Below are 22,251 nucleotides of genomic sequence, written 5' to 3' on the forward strand. Positions count from 1 at the left end.
TTAGGGCGTATTATATTATTTGTGAAATTCTAGCTTGATACACTTGAACTACTACTTGCGTCTGCAGCAGGTGCAGCTGCTGGAGTAGGTGCTGATGTGCTAGAAGTAGACATTGTTGAAGTACTTGTTGATGATGGAGATGTAGCAGGACTAGTTGCTGCCCCCCCACTTTCTGCTGGAGCGACAACGGCTGCTGGTTGAGCAGTACCTAATTTAGTTTTTACTTCATTAAGTGTAGCTAACTCAGCTTCTAATGATTGTAAAGCGGCTTTAAGGTTTTCTAAAGCTGTTTTATTATCTTTTAGAACACCTTCATTTCCTGTTCTATTTCCATCTGTTTCAATTTTAGTAATTGCTGATTTTGTGTTAGCAATAGATGATTTTTGTGTTTCAATTAATGAATTTACAGCTGTAATTGCAGCTTCATTCATTTTTACTTGAGCTGTTACAATAGCTGTAGTTGCTGTATCATAATCGTCTTTAGTAGGAGTTTCTGATTTAACTTTAGCACTTTCTAATTCTGTTGCATATGTAGCAGATGCAGTTTTATTTAATTTTGCATATAAATCTAATAGATTTGCTGAATTTGCATAAGCAAGAGCTGCTTCATATTTAGTTTTAGCATCATATCTAGCTTGTTCAGCTTGTGCTTCATTGTAAATAGCGTCAAATTGTGCTTCAGTTTTACCATATTGCATTAGGTTATATTCTGTAATAGCATTAGCTTTAGCAATAAGTGGTGCTTTTCATTCTGCAGGCATTGTTAAAGCATTAATTTTGTTAATTGTTTGTGCTTTTAAGTATTCTAATTGTTCTTGACCATATGAAGCTCTTAAAGCTGTAACTCTTTCGTATGAATCATTTAATGTTAATTTTAATTCATTAACCATTGGTGATTGAATTTGATTTTTGAATACATCGTTTGGTTCAATGATTCCTTTTGAAGCTTGATCTTTAATAGCTTTAATCATCGTTTCTGTAGGATTTGTTTCACCAAGAGCCATTAATCCTGCTTTAATTTCATCATCTGATAAAGTAGGTACTTTTGTTGTGGTGAATCCAACACCTTTTACAACAGCTACAATTTTTTCAATTGTATTTAATGCTTCAGGTGTTGCGTTATCTCCATTAGGAGCAAACACAGCTAATAGAGCTTCGTTTAATTTATCTTTAATTGATGAAACTTGATCAGCAGTTAATCCACTATCTGTTTTATCAATATTTACTAATAATTCTTTTACACTGTTAAATGCTTCAGCAGCTACTGATAACATATAAGCTGGATAAATATTGTCATTTACTAATTGTAATGTTTCAGTAACTTTGTCATTTACTTTTTTAGCAGCTGTAGTAAATTCATTTTCCATTGTATATGTTTTAGATTTTGTTTGTTCATCATTAATTAATGTTTTAAGTGCATTAACAACTGATGTAACGTTTGTTGTGCTTAATGGTGGTTGAGCTAATAATTGAACTAAACCATCTGAGAAGTATAATGCACCTGTAGGGTTAGTAAATAATTCATTTGCTTTATTGATTGCTTCAATTAATGGTTTTGCATTCTTGTTATATGTGTCTTGTTTTGTAGCTTCTTCTACAACTTTATCAACATCTGTTTTAAAGTTTGTATTTGTTAAGAATCCTTCAACTGCACGAACTTGAGTAATGAATCCTGCTTTTTCTTCATCTGTTAAATCTGCTAATGCATTAATTTTATCAATAGCTTTATCTTGGTTTGCTCTAGTTAAGTATGCATTTGCTGTTGATTGTAAAGCATCAAAGTTTGCTTTTGCTTTAGAAATATTAACATCTGCGTATGCAGTTACCATAGCTGTTTCAAACGCTTGTGTTTGATCAGCTACTGCAGGCATTGTATCTGCAGGTTTAACAACTTCTGCTTTAACCGCTTCTAAGTTTGCATTGTTTAAGTATGTAGTTAATGCTGTTAAAGCTGCTTGTTTTAATCCTTCTAAATCTGCATCTGCAGTTGTTGGAGTATATGATTCATCTTTTCACATTCCAAATACTGCATCTTTAGCAGGAGTAATGAACATAGTTTTAATGTTTTCATTTGTTGCTTTAACAGCTGAATCTAAAGCTGCGGATAATGTTTTAGTACCATCTTTAACTTGTTCTTCTGTTAAAGTATTAGCAAGTAATCCTTTAGCTGTAGCAATTGCTGCAACCACTTTTTGATTTTCTGCATTTAATTTTGAATCATTTTCATCCGCAGGAGCAACATATAATTTTCCTTGTTCAGAAATTGCAGCTTCTGCTTTAGCAATTTCAGCTACTAAAGGAGCAATAAGTGTTTTTCTTGCTTCATTAGCAGCAACTGCTTGTTGGTAGATTTTTTCTAATTCATTTTGTAATTGGTCATTTGATGGTAGTGCATCCATTTGTTTGATGTAAGCTTGTTTATCACTGTCTAATAGTGAATCTAATGCATTTACTTTAAGTTTGTATTCTTCTTTTAATACGTTTAAGTAAGCATTAGCTGCTGCTTGAGTTCTGTTGTAAACTTCTAAGGCACTAATTGAACTTGAAGCGTTAGTTGCTGCTTGAGCAAAAATTGTTTTAGCATTAGCAACACTTCTAGCAACATTATCATTATATTGAGAAATAATTGGTTTTAATTCTAATCCTTGAGTTAAAGCATTAACTGCTTCTTCAGCTAATTGACGTGTTTCAGCTGATAATTTTTCATTTGTAGAAGCTTTTAATAAGTTTCCTAATACATCTGCATTAACTGAGTATCAGTTTTCTTTAATGCTGTTGTATGTTGTATCAGCATTTTGAATTAAACTTTCTGTTTGAGTAATAGCTTCTTTTAATTGATCAGCAGTTACTCCTTTAGTGTTTAATAACACTCTGTTTGAAACTACTTTTTGTGATAATGTATCATAAACAGTAGGTTTATCTCCTCCAACAGTTACATTAGCTTCAGGAGTAATGTAGTATTTTCCTGTTGGGTTAGTTGTATCAATAGCTAATTGATTAGTAATTTCAGTTAATTTGCTATTGTATGTTTCAGCATCTTTAATTCCTTCTAAAGCTGCTAAAAGATCTTTTTCCACTTTTGTGAATTTTTCTACTTCTTTAATTGAAGTATTTAATGTACCAGCTTCAGTGATTGCGTTTTGAAGTTGTGTACGTAATGCTAAGTTTTGTTCAGTTGGAATAACGAATGATAAACGTTCTTGTGCTTGAGCAACGAACTTGTTAATTCCATCAATTAAAACTTGAGCTTGTGCAGGTGTTACCTCATTTTTAACATTGGTTCTTGGTGGAGCAATCGGAGGCACAATTGGAGAAACGGGATTAGAAGGGGTTTGTCCTTTATCATTTGCTTGACTTAAAAGTGTAGCAAGTACAGGGACAGCAACCAGAGCTCCACCTCCCACGATTCCAGCACCTAATATAAGTGCTACTTTTGATTTTTTCATAATATTTCCTTTCAAAAATATTCAACAATTCTTGAAATTAATCTTATTTAATTCTTAAGAATAAATTGCAATTTGAATATATATATATATATATATATTATATATAAATTTAAAATTAAAAAAAGTGTAGCAAGCTTTATAAAATTGCTTGACTACACAAGTTTATTATTAGTAGTTTTTTAGTATATTTTCTTGCTAAAATAACTTATTTTAGTAGCCTTGTGGGAATAAAGCTGTTGTTCTGGTTCCGTCAGAGAAACCATTTTTATAAATAAGTCTTAAATTATCTCTAAATGAATGAGTTTGTTCAGGGAACAGATTTTTATCTGTTCCATCAATTAAATTATATGCATATATAGTTCCAATAGGAGTAGAAATATTTGCTGTTTGTAAAAATGGAGCAAAGGTAGCACTTTTTAATAGATCACCAAATTTAGTACTTTGAGAAGTATTATTATAAATACCTACAATTTCTCCAAAATCATTATACGCAACTGAACCACTAGCTCCAAAGAATAATGATGAGAATCTAATGTTATAGTTAAATCCATAGAAGTCTACAAATGGTCTATTTCATACATCAGTATAAATAGATATATTACCTACTTCAATCTTACTATTAGCATCATTTGTAGAATAAGCAAAAGCATCTACGTTTTTTGGCGGTCTAAAGTAACTTATAGTATTACCATTTCTTTCAGTAGGATTATTTTGCATTCATAAAGTTGTACCATCAGTATTTCTTGGATATCCTGCAATATAAATATTTTTAGCATTAGATAATCCAAAAGCATATTCAGGATTAGTTTGAGATAAATCTCTTCCTTTAGATAAGTAATCTAAAGTCATAAAGTTTGAACCAGTTAATGTATTTGGTAATCCTGATTGTTTGGTTCTAGCTATATAGTTATCTACTGCAGATACAGCTTTATTAATTCAACCTCTAAATGTTTCATCAGCATGATCTAAATCAACATCAAATTCAATAACTCCAAAGTCTGTATAGAACGGAATTTTCTTATTGGTTAATTTATTATATCCTTCTACTGCTTCAGAATCAGGGTATTGTTGTTTATAAGTATTTCATAAAGTATCAATCATTGGTTTAAATTGATTATATGCTTTATCAGAAATATAATCTACTGCTGCAAACACTATTTGTGGAGATGAAGTATATACATTTGGTGTATAAGTAGTACTGTTATAAGTACTACTAAATCCTCTATCGGTGGTAAAGAATTGTTCACTTCCATAATATTTAACACTTCCACCACGTTGATTAATAAATTGACTATAAGATAAATTAGGTATAGATGCAAAACTTGTAGGTGTATGCTCAGTTTTACCTAAAGCTACACCTGCAGGTGTATTACCTGTAGGATCAACATAGTTTAATTCATTTAATACTTGTTGACTATTAGCATTACTAAAGTTTCCTAAAACGTGTAAGTTAGTAGCGATAAATAATTTGTATTTATTGGTATTGGTATATCTATGATAATCTAATAATCAACCAGTACCTTGATTATTAGATAATATGTCATTTGAAAGAGTAGGATCGTTTAATCTTGTTGGTAATTGAAGTGAGAAGGTTCTGTCATAAATTTCTTGATAAATAGTTTCTGCAGAAACAAATTTACTATTGTATCTACTAATATAATCAGGATAAGAATTTTGTTTAGTGTAATTTTGATTAAAGAATGGTGGAATTACTGGTGGTTGAGGTGGATTTGTTCCTCTGTTGTTTTCTCCCCCCCCTTGGTTTGATGATCCCATGTTAGAGCTTCCGCCTTGGTTACCGTTTTCAGGATGAGAATTTTCTCTAGTGTTTCCATTATCACCTTGATTATTTCCGCCTGGATTAGTATTTCCTGGTTGATTTCCATTTCCTAAACCATTGTCATTTTTAGGTTTTTCAATAGGGTTAGGGAAAACAGGAAATTTCTGATCTTTATTCTTTTTGTTAACAGGACTATTTGAAGAATCAGTTTGATTTTCTATATCAGTTAATTGACGTTTTAAGTTAGATAATCTATTATCTAAGTTGTTTAAGCTATTTTGGATAATATTTTGTTTATGTTCAAGTTTAACTAATTCTCTTTTTACTTCTTTGTATGCATTGTTTTTATCATTGTATTCTTGATAATCAAAACGATCATTAAGTAGTTTGATGCGGTTTTTTAAGTTGGTAATTTCAGTATTGTCAGTTGAAGGATTGTAATTTCTTAATGAATTAGTTAATTCAGTTCTTTGTTGTTGTAAAGAAGTTCTTTGAGTAGTTAAATCTTGTTTAGCAGTAGTTAATTGAGTTATTTTTTGTTCAGCATCAGCAATTTCTTGATCTAAATTAGTGTTTTGTTGATTGTAAGACTCTAGTTGTCTTTCTTTAAAAGCTAAATCATTTTTTAAACTTGATAATTCATTATCAGTTTGAAGAGATTGATTTAATTGATCTAATTCTTGTTGTTTTTGAGCAATTTCATCTTGTAATGCTTGTATTCTAGCACTTTTATCAGATTGGTCATTATTATCTAATACTCTAGTATTTTGTTTAATAATGTTGTTAGCTTGATTTAATTGATCTCTAGCTTCAGTAAGTTTTGAGTTTAATAAACTATCAAAATCACCTAAGTTAGAGTTGTTTGAACCTATAACATCATCAATTGGTTTTAGTTTTTCAATTTCTTTAGCTAAAGCAGCTTTTACAGGTTCAATTTGAGTTTGTAAATTAGTTCAAAAAGTACGAATTTCTTCTGTTTTTTGATTAATAATAGCTTGTTGATTAGATGTTAAGGTTAATAATGCATTACGAATTCTTTTTCTTTGGATACTAGAACTAATAGCTCCAGATATTGGTTGTCTTCTTGTATTTTCATTAAATAAAGCAAGAATAAAATATCTTACAACTTCTATGAAGTTGTTTAATGATTCATTATAAACAACTCCTATTGAAGAGTTATTAACAGAAGTATCAAATCAATCTAAAACATAAGTATCAAATAAACTTGATACTTCTGGATTAGAAGTAAAGGTGGTATTAATAAAGTTTTTAATAAAAGTTTTTACAGTAGCTATACTAGTAAATAACTCTTGATTGAGTGTAATAGTTTCAGTAATATTGGTAATTTGAGATTCTAATTGAGCTTTTAATTGTTTAGCTTTAGCAAGATTATCTCTAGCATTAGTTATAGCATTACTGTCTGAAGAGGTTAAATTTCTTAATTGATTTTGTAAATCTCTAATTAAGGTATTTAAAGTATTGATTCTTCTTCTATTATTAGCAATAATTTCTGATGAATTTAAAGGAGTAGATGCTTCTTTAGTTTGAATTTTTTGTTTTAATTGATTAATTTCTGTTTGTAATCTAGCAATTGCAGTAGTATTAGAAGTTTTAGTTCTTTTATTTCTTTGAATCAAATTATTATTTGATTCAATATCATTATCTGCTTGGGTTATTTTAAAATTAATTGTTTGGATATCGTATTCGATATTTTTGATTTTTTGATTAATCGTTTCTACTTGAGTTGCAGAGTCTTTAGATAATAATGCTTTTAAATCATTAACTAATTTCTCTTTTTCAGAGTCTAAAGTATTATATTGAGCTTGTAAAGGTTCAAATAATTTATAAGCTTCTGCAACTTTAGTTTGTTGATTGATTACTTCTCCTTTAATAGTAACTAAATCTTTTTTAGTAGTTTGAATATCAATTAAAACTTTAGCGATATCATTTTTAATTTCACCAATTTTGATTTGGTCATTTGTGATTGTGTTATTTTTCTTATCTTTACTTAGATCATTTGTAATTTGATAATTATTGGCACATGAACTCAAAATCAAAGAACCGCTAAGCACATTAGCAGCAATTAAAAATAAGGCTTTTTGTTTTAAGTTCTTCATATCTTATCCTTTATTTATTGTTATTAAATTTGTATTCATCAGGTACTGTATTTAAACCATTAGGAAATAAATGTGTCTTAAAGGTTGATTCGGGATAAATTTTTAACAATTCTTGTCTATATGAAGTTCTTTGATTTCTACCTCCTCCATATATCAAGTCATATTGTTCAAGATTATAATCACCATAAGCTCCACTGTAATTAAATCCATTACTTCTAAAAGCTTGACTAATCGAAACTTTAGAATTACCAAAACTATCTCCTGAACCATAAGTAATAGCAAGCAATCTATTATCTCCAGTTCTTACACTGCTTCCACTAGCTCCTTGAAGTGGTTGTCAAGCACTTAAAGAATAACCTAAACCATAGTTTAAGTATGCTCTACCTTGATAATCTCCACCTTTTTCTTTAAAGTTTCCTACATCAAATGCAGGTTCTTCTTTATTGTTCTGAATAATAGGGTTAGTAATAAAGATATCAGTAATTCCACGGTATTGAGCATAATTTCTAAGACCTAAAGAATTGCTTAGACCATATCCTTGATCATTGAATGTAATAGAAGGATCTTTAGGTTTATTAACTCATAAACTAGTTGTGAATCTTAATTGTTTCTTTTGTGATTCTAATCAACCAGTTTGATCTATTTGGTTATCACTTGCAGCATTAGGGAATCCTAAAGCATAAAAATCAGTATTAATTTTTTCTGTTTTAACATTTCTACCATTAGTTAAAGTTACATTTGTAGGTTGATTTTGAAGTTGATAATATTTTTCAAATAAATCATAATTAGCAAATTTAGGTTTTTTGTCTTCAGGTCAATTAGCAAAGTTATTGGTTACTAATTGAGCATAGTTAGAAGCACTTAAAGCAGTTTTTTCAGTAGCTACTCCTAATCCTTCAGGTGTTAAGCTTTCATTACTACGATATTGTAAGTTAGTTTGTTTGCTAAAATCAAGTTCTAAAATAGCAAAATCTGCCATTTCTTGTAATGGGGCATATTTACTATTAGCAGATAAATATGAACTAGGATTAATATTTAAGAAGTTTACTCCAGCATAAACTATATTAACTTGATCAGGTCTTAATTCAAAAGTATCAACACTAAAGGCTTTATCAGTAGTTTCTAAAGTTTGATTTAAAGGTGTATTTTTGTTAAAACGATTAATAGTAATTGAATTGGTTTGTCCTTTAATTTTTGAAGTAGCTACTTTATAAGCATTATTAGCCTCAGTATATTCATCAGTTGCAGCTTTTTCTTCTTGTGAAGCTTTTATATATTGATCACTATTTTGACCATATTTTTCAGCATCAAGCATTTTATATAATGCTTCATAGTACTTATCATAAGCAGCCTTTAACCTATCAAACGCAGTAGTTAATTGATCTGCTTCTTCTTTTAATTTTGGAAGATTAGTATAAGGATATTTAGGATCATTAGCAGCTTTAATTAAAGCAATGGCAACATGAAGGTTAGTTGCTACATATCATTTAGTTGGATAACCATTTGACATATCTTTTGGATCAGTACTATAATCCAAGATTCAAGCAGTACCAAATTCTAATCTACCAGGACTTACATTTTCAAATGGTGCTTTTTGTTTTGAAGGTGTTAATTTGTTATTTGCAGATTGTATTTCTATATTTAATGCACTTACACGTTTAGATAAAGCATCTAAATCATTATTGTAGTTATTAAATCCTATTGAAAAACTTTGAAGTAAGATGTCTTTATATTTTTCATTAGGTACATATCTAGCTCTACCACGATCAATTCTATCAGCATTAGGACCATAAGGTTTTTTACGTAAGTATTGACCTACAGGATTTAATTCTAGTTTGTTGTCATTTTTGATGACACTAAAGTTTTTGTAGTATGAATCTTCAAAGAAAGAAAAATATTTGTTTTTAGCAATATTATTGAATTTTGAAATAGTAGCTTCACTAAATTTATCTGGTGAAAAAGGTTCATTAGTAAATTGATTTTTTAATTCTTTTAAATAAGCTTTTTCATATTGCTCATATCTTTTTAATTCTTTTTCAATATCATTATAGTTTGGTTGATCTGGATTAGTAACATAGTTTTCAAGTGTGTAATCAGGATTTAATATAGGTCCATTAGGTGTATCTACAACTGGTGGTTTTGGTCTATTATCAATGGTTCCAGGATTTCTTCCACCATTTCCTGGGTTTCCTCCAGGATTTCCTCCAGGATTGCCTCCAGGGTTGTTCACTACGTTATCAGGATTTTTTGGATTTGAATTACCTGGTTTTTGATCTCCTGGGTTTTTTGGTTTATCACCTGTTCCATTACCAGGATTTGTTGGTTTATCTCCATTATTTGGAGCAGTTGTTTTGGTATTAGCACATGCTATAGCGGTTAATGAAGCACAACCACTAAAAACAAGTAAAAAAGTTTTTAATTTATTTTTAATTTGCATGATTATCACCTACTTTTTTAAATCATTAACAGAACTAATGTATAAAAATTCAATAGGGTTAACATCAATAAATTCTCCACTTAGAATTCTAGTAACTGAATCAACAGTTTCTTCCATTGGTACAAATACCCCTTTTTCATGGGTAAAGTGTTCTGTAGTGAAGAAATATTGAGAGAAGAAGTTTTGTAATTGTAAAGCTTTTTTAACAATGATTTTTGATTCATCATCTAATTCATCAATACCTAAAATTAAAATAACATCTTCAAGTTCTTTGTGTCTTTGTAGAATTTTTTTAGTTTCTAAAATTGCATCATAGTGTTTTTGCCCAATAATTTCAGGTTTTACACTAGCAGAAATTGATTCTAATGGATCAAATGCAGGATAAATATTTTTAGCTGTAACTTCCCTTGAAAGCACCAATGAACCATTTAAGTGGTTAAATACCGCAACAGCAGAAGGATCAGATAAATCATCCATTGGTAAGAAAACTGTTTGGAATGAAGTAATAGCTCCATTTTTATTAGTGAATAATCTGTTTTCAATTAAAGAAATATCAGTATTTAAAGTTGCTTGATATCCTCCAAGTGATGGTTTTTTATCTAACGAAGCAGAAACTTCGTTTCCTGCTTGAAGGAATCTAAAGATGTTATCAATGAATAATAAAACATTTTCTTTATCATGATCTCTTAAATATTCAGCAGCAGTAACCCCAACAGGCACAATGTTCATTCTTGATCCAGCACTTTCGTTCATTTTAGAAATGTACATAATTGAGTTTTTCATTAAATCTGATGATTTAAGATCGTTATATAGCTCAACCCCTTCTCTAGAACGTTCTCCTGCACCAATAAAGATTGATGAAGTTCTTTTTTGAGTTTGAGATAAGTTGAAAATCATTTCCTTCATTAAAACTGTTTTTCCAACTCCAGCTCCACCAAAGATCCCAATTTTAGAACCTTTTAAAATCGGAATGAAAAAGTCAATTGCTTTAATTCCTGTTTCCATAATTACAGGTTCAGTTGAATAATCATCATTAGCAATAACAGTTGAATCCATTTCAACTTTAAATAGCTCTTTATCTGGTTGATTTAATGAATTACCATTAACATCAAAAATATGACCTTTAGCTTTTTGTCCAACAGGTACCATAAATGAATTATTAGTTGTAATAATTTCATCATCAATAGCTAAAGAAGTATTGTTTTCAATTACAATAGCATATAAAGTATTATTGTCAATAATTTTTTTAACAATAAAAGTTGCTAAATTATCAGCTGTTTTTAAAATGGTGTTGAATTTAGGTAATTCTTCTTTTTCAAAAGTAATTTCAACAACATCAGTTCAAATTTTAGAAATTTTAGCACTCATTATTTAACCTCCATTTTTTGAATAATTGTTGCTAATTCATCTTTTGATAAAGGAATAAATTCAGCAGCAGGTTTAATATTTCAATTTAAATCTTGACTTTTAGCAAATTCATCAAGTCTATATGTAAAGTAGTTTTTAGCTAAAGTATCATTAGCTTGTTTTTGGTGTAATAAGTTGCTAAAAATCTCTCTAGCAGTAGCATTAACTTTAATTAAAGCATCAATGAATTTTAAAGCTAAAGGAATGTCTAATACTCCTTTAAATACACCTCAAGCAATTAATTTTGAAGTTAAAAACATAGTATCTTCTGAATATACTGATACACCTTTTTGGATAAACATATTTTCAACTAATGCACCGTTAGTAATTAAGCTATTAGTTTCATCATTTAAGTCATATTTTAATGAAGCAAGTTTAATTTGTCTCTTGTATGCTTTATAGATTTTTCCAACTTCACTAGCTACTTTAGAAATGTGAGCTTTTTGAACATTACCCCCAATTCTACTTACAGATAAATCAATATCAACTGCAGGTAATTTAGCTAAAGCAAATAATTCACTATTAGTTACAATTTGACCATCAGTAATTGAAATAATGTTTGAAGCAATTAATGAAGTAATATCATTTTCAATAGTTTGAAGAATTGGTAAAGCAGTAATTGATTTTTTACCTTTGAATTTACCACTTCTTTCTAATAATCTAGAATGAGCAAAGAACATATCCCCAGGGAATGCTTCTTTACCTACTGGTTTATTAGTTAATAAAGCAATTTCACGATAAATGTTTGCATGAGCACTTAAATCATCAAAGATAATTAATACATCACTATCACTTACAATATTTTCTGCATGAGCCATACCAACATATGGAGCTAAAAATTGATCAAATGGACTACTTGAAGTTGCTTCAATAATAAAAGTATAATCCATTGCTCCATTTTGTTTTAAAGTTTGATAAATGTTAGCAACTTGAGATTGTTGTTGTCCAATAGCAACATAAATACATTTAATGTTTTTACCTTTTTGGTTGATAATAGTATTTAACGCTAAGTGAGTTTTACCAGTTTTTCTATCTCCAATAATTAACTCTCTTTGACCTTTACCAATTGGAATTAATAAGTCAATTGATACATAACCTGTATGTAATTGTTCTTCTAATGGTTGATATTCTAATAATCCATTAGGTTTATTAAAAATTCTACTTTCTGTTTGATAATAACTATCACTTAGTTGATAGTTATTTGGGAATAATACTTGGTTTGAAATGTTTAAAATAGTTCCAAAAATGTTTTTGTTAGTTTTAATTACCCCTTCAAAAGCGATAGGTTCTACTGCTTGACCAATTAAAGATTGAGTAATATCACCATTAAATAAACAATAAGCTTTAGTTTTAGTTGCTGAAACTAATAATAATTTATGTCCTTGGTTGTCATTAACTAATTGGAATAACTGGTTTTGTTTGTAATTAAATTCACCAGTTAGCTCTAATACATAATCAAAAATCGCACTAATTACTGGTAATTTTGAATTAGCTTTCATTTTATATACCTCCTAATACAAAAAAGACAATTGCAACAGCAATAGCTAAAACAGCAGTAGCTGAAGTTAAAATAATTTTATTTTTTGTATTTTTAATTTTTCATTTTTTCTTTATTGCTAATAATAAAACACTAATTAGTGCTAGCATTGCACCTAAAGCGGATAAAATTCCACCAAAGATGTAGTAAATTAAGTTTTTGTTTAATGAATCACGATATGGTTTTAAACTTAATCCTTTATATGCAGATTCAAAATCCTTATAGTTTTCTTTATCTACATCTTTTTCTTGTGATAAGACTGATAAATTATTAAATGAGGTTTGAATTTCATTTAATACTGCATTGTAAGTTAAATATTGATTATAAATATTGAATTTCTCAGTATTAGAAATACCACGTAAGTAATCAATATTATTTTTTAAAGTTTTTAATGCTAAATCAAAGTCTTTAATTAAAAATGGTTTTGATTTATCAGTATTTAAAGCATTTAAAGTTTTAAAGTTTTTTGTAATTCATTGTCTAGTAGTATCTAATTCTAAATATTTAACATATCTAACATATAAATTATTATATGTATCAGCTAAATAACCAAAATAAGGTAATCCAACTTTTGGTTTTTTCTCTTCAGGAACTGATAAATCTAAAATTGTAGAATTGCTTAAGCTTCTAATAAAGAAATCAATTAATTTTTGTGCATATTGACTATTACTATAAGTTAAATTATTGATATTATTAACTGAATTTTGATAAGTTTTTGCAAAATTATCAAATGTTTTTTGAAACTCTTTATTATTATCTAATTTAACTGCAGCATAAATCATATTAAACACTGTGGTAGATAATGCATTGTTTCTAAGTTGTTTAAGATTAATTTCATCACCTATTCCTAATGCTTGATAAAAGTTGGCATAAGTTCGAGAAATAATGTTAATTCCTGCTTCATAACTTTTAGTATATTCTTTAGAAGCTAATTTAGTTATTTCTGCTTCATAAGGTCTAAATAGATTTTTATCTAATTTATCAACAATATCAACATTAGCTACTATTTTATTATCTTTTAACACTAGAGATTTAATCTCGTATAAATATCTAGTGTTAATTGGGTTATTAAAGAAGAAATTAGTATTTCCTTCTTTTTCGTTTTTCTTAAATTGTGCAATAAAATCATTCATTGATGCAGTATTATTTAAATCTACTTGATCATAATAACTAAATGAAACAATTGGACTTAAGTTTGGAATGTTTTCAGTATCATCATCTTTAATGTTTGGTGGTGGAGTTTCTTCATCTCTAGGTAAAATTGGTGGATTTTCAGGTTTCTTTTCTTGTTTATCTTTAGATTCTTCTTGGTTAGCCATTAAGTCAAACTTTAAGAATCTATTAGTAACTTTTGAAGCAATATATTGATTTCAATCATCATATCCTGCAGGTACTTTTAAATCAAGATTTCTACCATTATTTCCATTATCGCTATAAACCAAACTACTATTAGCATCAGTTCCAGTAACTACTGGAACATCATCTGAATTACGTAAAATATCATCTGATTGATCTTTTAAACGATTGAAATAATCTTTAGTTTTTTCACTAATTTCAGTAAAAGTTAAAGTGTTTTTAATGTCTCTTTTATTAGTTTCAGGATTATAGTCTTTATTTGGTCCTTCAACATATTTACCTGTAGCAATAATTGAATAATCAGTTGATAAGCTATCACCTATATCAACATTATCAAAGTTTTCTCCATCATAAACAATAGTACCTTTGTTATATTGTCTATCATCAGATAAGATTTTTGGATAAATAATAGTAAATCCAAACTTAGATGGATTTTCTAAAATTTGATCTTTATTTTTAGATAAATAATCTGCTATTTTAGTGTAATACAATGCTTGAGCAACATCTTGACTTGTTGCTTGATCATCAGTTAATACACTATTAGCATCTTTATTTAAAGATTCAATTTTTTCATCTATTAAACTTGATATATTAGCTTTAATAATATCTGCTTGTTCACCTGCAAAAGTATCAAAATCAGCAGCTACTTCTTTTTTTTCATTATTAGCTTCATTGCCATTAGTATTATTAGAGTTATTATTAGATCCATTATCTCCTGAAGTATTACCTGAAGTGTTTCCTGAAGGATTATCATTAGAACTTGTTGGATCTGCAGCTACTACTGTAAGTGGTATCATAGTGCTAGTTAATAAAATAGAACCAAGAAATAGTGATTTTATTTTTCTTTTCATGATACCTCCTTAGGTTGTAATGAGAAATTATAGATAGCTTTATGTTTGTACATTTTATCCATAATTTGATCAATGTTGCTATTAATGATTGAGCTTACATTTAGCTCGTTAGTAGCTTTTAAGTATTGTAATTGATTGTTTAATTGAGTTAATTTTTCTTTAGTTTGTAAAATAAAGTCATTTTTATTTTCGCTAATTACATAGCTATAAAGTTTACCATTGTATTTGATTTTAATGGTATCTTCTAGATATAGCATAAAAGCATTTTCTAGAATAAAGTAAATTACTTGTTTATCAATAGTTGTAATTCTAAATAAACATTGTTTAAAACTAGCTACTGAGTTATGTTTAAATACTGTTCAACTATCTTTTAAATTATTATTAATTTCTAATTTAATAATTTCAATTTTATTAGTATCTAGAGTTTGTGAAACAAACTCTAAAGTTAATTGTTTAGTCATTATTACCTCTTAACAAATGTAATAAGTCTTTCTTCTTAGACAAGAGTGAAATTTGTTCCACTTCATATTCTCTTTTAGCTCTTAAAGTAGCTAGTCTTAGTTCTTTTTGTTTTTGTTCTAAATCATTGATTTTTTGGTTTTCAGCCACTAATTTATATTTTTGATAAATAACTGCTGATTCACTTAATAAGGTTAAAGTCATATATGTTAAATATGAATTTAACTCATTTTCAACAAAAGAATCAACATTAGGATAAATGTGTAATTTCTTTAAATCAACTCTTTCTTCAAGATCCATTTTGTTTTGCTTTAAGTTGAAATTAAGTTCATTTAAAGGTAATATCTCTAAATATGATTGTTTTAATTTTGATGAGTTAATCACAAATCTAACATTATGAAAACCATTTAATTTAAGATAATTTTGGATAATTGAAGGTAAGATCTTGGTCAATCCTTCAACATCATTTTCATCTTGTGAATAAATTAAGTTCATATTGTTATTAGTACAAAATTCCATCGCTCTTAATCCAATTGCGATAATTGGATCTTCAACTTGAACATTAGCTAATAACGCTTTTTCATGTTTTGAATATGAGTTAGTCTCATATTGTTCAATCTCAGTAATATAAATTCATAAATTTTTATTGAACTTAGCTTTATTTTTACTAAATAATGAAAAGAAGCTTCCATTATCATGTTTTAATAATTCTAAGTCAATAGCATATTTTTTGGATAAAACTTCAATTAACCGCTTTGATTCACTTGCTCTTTCAAAATAGAAACTAATTTGTTTTGATAGTTTCAAAATATTGATCAAAGTAATGTTTTTCTTTGATTCAACAATTTTAATTATTTTGCTTAAGCTTTGTGCTTTTTGTTTAATTTTCTTAATTTGCATGATTAATTAGTTCTTTTCCAAAGAATACTTTATATTCTTTTAAAGCAAAATCATATCTTAAAACAATATTAGGTAGAATTTCAACACTAAATTGATTTTCTATTAATAATCTATTTAATAATTGATTAAATTTTAAAAGTTGGTTATTGGTTAAAGTGTTATTTGAAGTTGTTAGATTTAAATTACCAACTCTAACATTAGCTGTTTTTTGTACATCAGGTACTAATTCATTTAAACTAAATCTTAAGTCTCTAGTAAAAGTAATAACAAAATCTTGGTAAATAAATTCCTTCTTTTCTTTTAAGTTTTGGTTTACTTTAGCAAATACTTCGTGATATATATCACTTTGGTTTGAAATATTGTTATCCAATAAAAACTGGTTTAATAACATAGCATATGGAATAAAATTGTTAGATTTAATTACAGCATCATACTCATTAAAAACTAAATTTTGATATCTCTCTTGTTCTGGGTCAATATGGTGATTAGTTTCATTCTTTTTAAATAAGTGTTTTAACTTTTTCATTTTGATCTCTTTTCATTTTGGTATTAAATTGGTAAATTACCAAACTAGCATATAGTCACTTAGTGATTTGGATTGCATTAAGTAATAAGCTAATAGTAATGATAATTGCTAATAAAATATCACTTAGGTTAATTACTGTAGGTATAGTTGCAATTGAGTTATTAGCATTAGCTCTAATTTGAGGTTCAATAGTTTGAATAATTACTACTAAAGCAGCCACTATTCAAATTAAGGTAATGTAAAAATTATTTAATAAGTTGTTGTTTTTATTTCTTAAATGATAAATTACATAAGTAATTAACATACTAAGAATTGTAATTAATAAAATGGTATATCTAACAAAGTCATTAATGTTAATTGAAGATACTCTAATTCCAAATGCAACACTGGTATAAATTAAAATTAAAGTATAGAAAATAAATGAGTTAATATTGTTTTTTAACTTAGCAAAAATCTTAATTTTATTTTGTAAAGCATAAAGGACATTCATCACTAAATACAATACTAATAAAGTAATATAAATATAGTGTCTTGGTTTAGTTTGATCAATAATTCCATCATTAACATTAACTTTAAAAATATTTACTATCATTCATATAGTTAAGCTAACCACAGTTAATAAACTAAATAAGTTTGATTCTTTTAATAATTTAACTTTAGTCTTATTTGGGTTTAAAAAGAATTTAATTCCACTTAAAAAGATTAATCCAATAATTCCAATTAAACTAATTACTTTAACAATTAAATATCCATTGTCATCATTTTTAAGATATGTATAAGTTGAATTTTCTGTTTCTTTAAAAATATCACTAATTACTAAATCACCAGTAAAAGTATCTAAGAAAACTATGGCTAAAGCTAATAAAACAAATTTATAAATAAATAAAGCTAAAGTTAGAAATTCATTTTTATTACTGGTTGGATTAGATTTATAGGTTCTAATTCAAGAAACAACAAAGAAAATAAAATTAATTAATACTACTGCTACAAAAAATAATGAGCTAAAAATAATAATATTTGCTTTAGTTGTTAAATCGTAGTTAATGAAAAATAATCAAACTACACTACCAATTCCAACTAATAAATAACCTAAATATCAAGGCAAATATCATAATAATGAATAAATATTTTTATTCATATTGTGATAATTTCAAAATAAAGCACTAATAAAAGTTATTACTACTATTACTATATTGAATATGACAACAAAGTTTCTTCCTTGTCATACATCACCTAAAGTATCAAATAAGTGTCTATAACCCAAAAATGATTCAATAGGTTGATTGAAGTTAGTTCCTATTAATTTAGGTAAGCTAAAGAATATTAAAAACAATAATCCAATTAATACTAGTAAGTTAATATTTTTTAATATTTTTGTTGCTGTTGCTATGTTAAAGATATTAGTGGTGGACCTTGTTTGTTTAACTAAAGATTCCTTCATCACCACCTCCTTGTTGATTGTTGAATATTTCTACATTAACACCACTACCTAATGCTTGATATGCCGCAGAACTTTTAATTGTATCTAACATTTTTTGGTTATCAACATATATAGTTCTTAGAGTTTGGGAATTAAGCATTCCGTGCATTAATGCATATAATTGAGTATTTCATCCATTGGTTAAATCCACAGCATTACCAGTAATACGTAGTGAATCTACATCTCTATCAAAAAATACTTTTGGATTTTTTTCATTTGGTGCTCATTGAGCTTCTAAATGTTCAAATTGACTTTGACCTAAATCTTTACCATCTATTGTGAATCATCTATTATCTGAATGTAATTTAAGCACTTTAAAGTATTTGTTGTATAAGTTTATTCCTTTAAGACTTGTTAATTTGGTTAATGAAAGATCTATTTTAATAGGGAACCCTTCATCTCCTCAGTTACCATTAAATATTTTTCAACTTCTTTTTGTGTGAAGAGCTATTTTAAATCCTTCATTTACATCACTTAAAGTTGAACCTTTATCAGGTCTAATGATATTGAATGTTATTCCCCCAGCTGTTTTTTCTGTTGCGCCTTGGTTGTCTCAACCTTTTACTGGATTGTAATTCTTTGGAGCAATTTTTGTATTTTTGAACATAATTGGATCAATTCCTCATCCATAAATATATGTTCCTACTCCTTGATTATCTAATGGACCAAGCTTGTCATCATTGTTATTAATATCTGCAACTAATTCAATTTCATCAAATCTATGATTTTTCAATTCACTTAATCCTGTTGTTTTCTCACTTGAGAAAATTAATGTTAATTTCTTAACATTACTTGGTATTTGTTTATATATTCAAGCTAAATCTTGGTTTGCAACTTTAGCTCCAATATCTCTAATGGTTAAACCATATATTTCTTTTTGTCCATTTAATAAAGTAATTAATTTGTTCAATCCATTTTGATTTGTTGCATTAACATCTACTACAATCTTTGGATTTCTATCTTTAGGTATTGTATTTGATGCATCAGGTGTATATTGATAAATTCTAATACTATCATCTGCTGTAGATATTGTTCCATCAGGATTTAAAGTAGTATTATTTCTATGGTTTGGATTTGTAATATAGTTTTTAAATCTGTCTTCACCTGATATATCGCTTTTTGTTCAACCTTTATAATCTCCATTTAATAAATCAGCACCTGTTCTTGGTCATCTTTGACCATTTGCAAAAGCTCTTTCTTTATTAACTTGAATATCTCTTTGAATAACAGGGTTATTATCATCACTAGGATATCCAAAGTTTGGACCTAAATTATAAGTCCCAAAATGTCATACTGGAACACGACCTGCTTTTGCTTCACTATCAATACTATTTAAAGCTTGTTCTAATGATATTTTAAGTAAATTCTTTCTTTGTTCAGGTGTTAATCTATCATCACCAATTCCTATTGGTTTAGCACCTGTACCGTTTAAGAAATCAGCATAAGCTTCAACTAAATGTAAACTTTCAGGAGCAAGTTTTTCAATTATAGGTCTTAACTCAGCAGCTGTTAAATTACCTTTATTTATAACATCTATGAAAGATTGAATATTAGCTTTATTTTTAGCAATAGTATCTGCACTAATGTTTGCTTTAGGGACTATAGGGTTTGTGCTTGGTGTTTCGATGTTTGCTACAGGAGTAGCATTAGCTCCTGCATTCCCAGTAAAACTTTTATTTGAATCTGCATCATTTACCGGTGGTTTTACACTTGGTGTTTGGTTACTTTTATTTTTCTTAACAATAGTCAATCCAACTGTTTCTCCAGGTGTAATGTTGGTTACTTCGTTTACATTTTCTAATTTATAACCTTCTGGAATATTTTCAAGTATTTGATTTAGCTTAACTGGGTCATTATTGTTTGTGATGATTGAAAATGTTTTAAAATATCCATCACTACTTGATAAGCTTATAATTGTTTTATGTTGAACCACAAGTTCTGTCAACTCTATATCATTTTTTTGACCAATTTTTATATTCAAATTATTTAATTTTAGAGTTAATTTAACTAATTTTCCGTTATAAAAAGTATCCCTAGGAGCATATGATCTAATTTCAGAATCTGAAATAGTTTGAGTACCTGTAGTAATAAATGGAGTTTCTTTAATACTTTGACCCATATATACATAATTTATAATAGTTGTTTTTGGTTGTTCAGGAGCAGGGTTTTTAATAACAGGAATATAAAAGTTTTGATTTTTAGGGATAACTGATGCAGTAAACCCTTGTTTAACAATATATCCTGAAGGAACAAATTCTGTATATGAACGAGGTTGCTGATTAGGTAAGAAATATTGTGGTCCACTATTTGAGATAAAATTATTCTTATCCGCTTCTCCATTACCTTTATCTTCATAGTAAATATAATTAACGTAATATTGAATTTTTGTGACAGCAACAACGTTGTTTTCACCAATTTTAACTTGAAAGTTTTTATCTACTAATTCATAACCTTCTGGTACATAATCAGATAATTTGATTTGATTTTGCTTAATTGTTTCAGTCTTAATGACACTAGTTCCTTCTTGGAAAACAATAGTTGTTGTTTTAACTGGATCAGGTATCTTATCTAGTTTAATGTTGTAAACATTTCCTGATAAATATGAAGCAAGGTTTTCTTTTGCGATAGTATAACCAAAAGGTTGAAATGGCGTTAAATCAGTAATGGGAATTAATGCATTTTGTTGTCTAGGTAAAACAGTAGATTGAATTTTTTTATCATTATATGTAAAATTAAATGTTGTATCTACTATTCTTACAATAGCGGTAATAGGTACTACATTAGTTCCATCAATGATAATATCTTCAACATTAAATCCACTAGTTAATTGATAATATTGAGGATTAGGTAAAAGGTTTTTAATTTGATCTAATGTAATTTTTTGATCATCTATTGTTTTAATAATTTCGGTTGAAATATTTTTACTAGTTTGAATATCTCTAAATATTATTGTTGTTTGGTGTTGAGTAGGAACTGGAACAACGTAAATCTTGTTTAATTCTCCTACTTTAATATTAACAGGATTATTTACATCTAATTGATAACCTGAAGGTATATAAAGATCTAGCAATATTGGTTCAGTTTCTGGTTGAGTAATTTCTCTATTAAATACATTTTTATTATCTTTAGAATTTATGAAAACCAATTCTGTAGTTACTTCATTAACTTTCTTTTGCACTTGAAATCTATTAGTTACCCCAATAACAATAGCTTGACTGGTACCAGGTACTATTTCATAACCTTTAGGTATATATTTTGATATATCTACTTGATCATTAAGATGTAATTCTAAATTAACTTCTGAACCTTTAATTTCTTCACCATTAGCAAAGAATGTTAAAGTAGTTTTAAATGTTTTCATTTGAGGGACTACAAAAATCTCCTTGGTTGATCCAGGAGTTATCTCAATATTTTGATCACTTGTATATTTTTCAGGATCTAAAACATAACCATCAGGTATTTCAGAGTTAACATCAAAAACTAGTTTTTCATTTGATTTAGTGATAATTTGTCTTCTTTTAACTACCATATCATTATATTTGAATAAAATAGTTGTGGTTACATCATAAATTTCTGGTTTTAAATTTGAATCGGTATTGGAATTTTGAGCAGCTTTAATAACTACTTTAACATTTGAAACCAAACTTGGTCCTAGACCACGGTCGTGTCTTATAGAAACATTTGATGAATTATATTTTTTTAATAAGCTATAATAAGTTCCCAAGGTAGCACCAACTACACCAACAGCTAAAGCAGCTCCTAGAGAAATAACTTTAATAAGTTTAATTTTTTTGGCTCTAATCATGGTTTTCACCTCAAATTTCTACACTTAAATTTATATTAATTTACATCAATATAAACGGAATAATTTGTGTATATTTTTGTTTTTATTTATATATATAAATTTTATTTTTATTTTTGCAAAATTTATCGTTTTTTTTTTTTTTTTTTTTGA

General features: G+C 27.7%; 11 protein-coding genes. All 11 read right to left on the minus strand.

Going from position 1 to position 22,251, the window contains the following annotated elements; all coding sequences use genetic code 4:
* Window positions 1-29: 29 nt before the first annotated feature.
* Complete coding sequence (locus GE118_RS03825) at window positions 30-3,446, minus strand: hypothetical protein (protein ID WP_158764096.1); 3,417 nt, start codon at window positions 3,444-3,446, stop codon at window positions 30-32.
* 210 nt (window positions 3,447-3,656) lie between these two features.
* Window positions 3,657-7,343, minus strand: coding sequence for an MIP family Ig-specific serine endopeptidase (locus GE118_RS03830; RefSeq protein WP_158764097.1), 3,687 nt, complete (start codon window positions 7,341-7,343; stop codon window positions 3,657-3,659).
* Between the two features lie 10 nt (window positions 7,344-7,353).
* Window positions 7,354-9,780 (minus strand): Ig-specific serine endopeptidase MIP, encoded by a 2,427-nt coding sequence (gene mip, locus GE118_RS03835; protein WP_158764098.1) that lies wholly within the window; start codon window positions 9,778-9,780, stop codon window positions 7,354-7,356.
* A gap of 9 nt (window positions 9,781-9,789) precedes the next feature.
* Complete coding sequence (locus GE118_RS03840) at window positions 9,790-11,148, minus strand: MSC_0618 family F1-like ATPase beta subunit (protein ID WP_158764099.1); 1,359 nt, start codon at window positions 11,146-11,148, stop codon at window positions 9,790-9,792.
* Window positions 11,148-12,686, minus strand: a complete 1,539-nt coding sequence (locus GE118_RS03845; RefSeq protein ID WP_158764100.1) for an MSC_0619 family F1-like ATPase alpha subunit — start codon at window positions 12,684-12,686, stop codon at window positions 11,148-11,150. Before GE118_RS03845 ends, GE118_RS03840 begins: the two co-directional genes overlap by 1 nt.
* Window position 12,687: 1 nt before the next feature.
* A complete protein-coding gene (locus tag GE118_RS03850) occupies window positions 12,688-14,931 on the minus strand; it encodes an MSC_0620 family F1-like ATPase-associated subunit (protein ID WP_158764101.1) in 2,244 nt (747 codons plus the stop codon).
* Complete coding sequence (locus tag GE118_RS03855) at window positions 14,916-15,392, minus strand: MSC_0621 family F1-like ATPase epsilon subunit (RefSeq protein ID WP_158764102.1); 477 nt, start codon at window positions 15,390-15,392, stop codon at window positions 14,916-14,918. The genes GE118_RS03850 and GE118_RS03855 overlap by 16 nt, the downstream gene beginning before the upstream one ends.
* Window positions 15,385-16,290 carry an MSC_0622 family F1-like ATPase gamma subunit gene (locus tag GE118_RS03860; RefSeq protein ID WP_158764103.1) on the minus strand — a complete coding sequence of 302 codons (906 nt, stop codon included), beginning with the start codon at window positions 16,288-16,290 and terminating at the stop codon, window positions 15,385-15,387. The genes GE118_RS03855 and GE118_RS03860 overlap by 8 nt, the downstream gene beginning before the upstream one ends.
* Window positions 16,280-16,816, minus strand: coding sequence for an MSC_0623 family F1-like ATPase-associated protein (locus GE118_RS03865; protein WP_158764104.1), 537 nt, complete (start codon window positions 16,814-16,816; stop codon window positions 16,280-16,282). Before GE118_RS03865 ends, GE118_RS03860 begins: the two co-directional genes overlap by 11 nt.
* Window positions 16,791-18,257, minus strand: coding sequence for an MSC_0624 family F1-like ATPase-associated membrane protein (locus tag GE118_RS03870; RefSeq protein WP_158764105.1), 1,467 nt, complete (start codon window positions 18,255-18,257; stop codon window positions 16,791-16,793). Before GE118_RS03870 ends, GE118_RS03865 begins: the two co-directional genes overlap by 26 nt.
* Window positions 18,238-22,101, minus strand: coding sequence for a putative immunoglobulin-blocking virulence protein (locus GE118_RS03875; protein WP_158764106.1), 3,864 nt, complete (start codon window positions 22,099-22,101; stop codon window positions 18,238-18,240). The genes GE118_RS03870 and GE118_RS03875 overlap by 20 nt, the downstream gene beginning before the upstream one ends.
* Window positions 22,102-22,251: the final 150 nt, after the last annotated feature.

Origin of the sequence: Mycoplasma sp. NEAQ87857, assembly GCF_009792315.1 — a bacterium.
GTDB lineage: Bacteria > Bacillota_I > Bacilli_A > Mycoplasmatales > Metamycoplasmataceae > Mycoplasmopsis.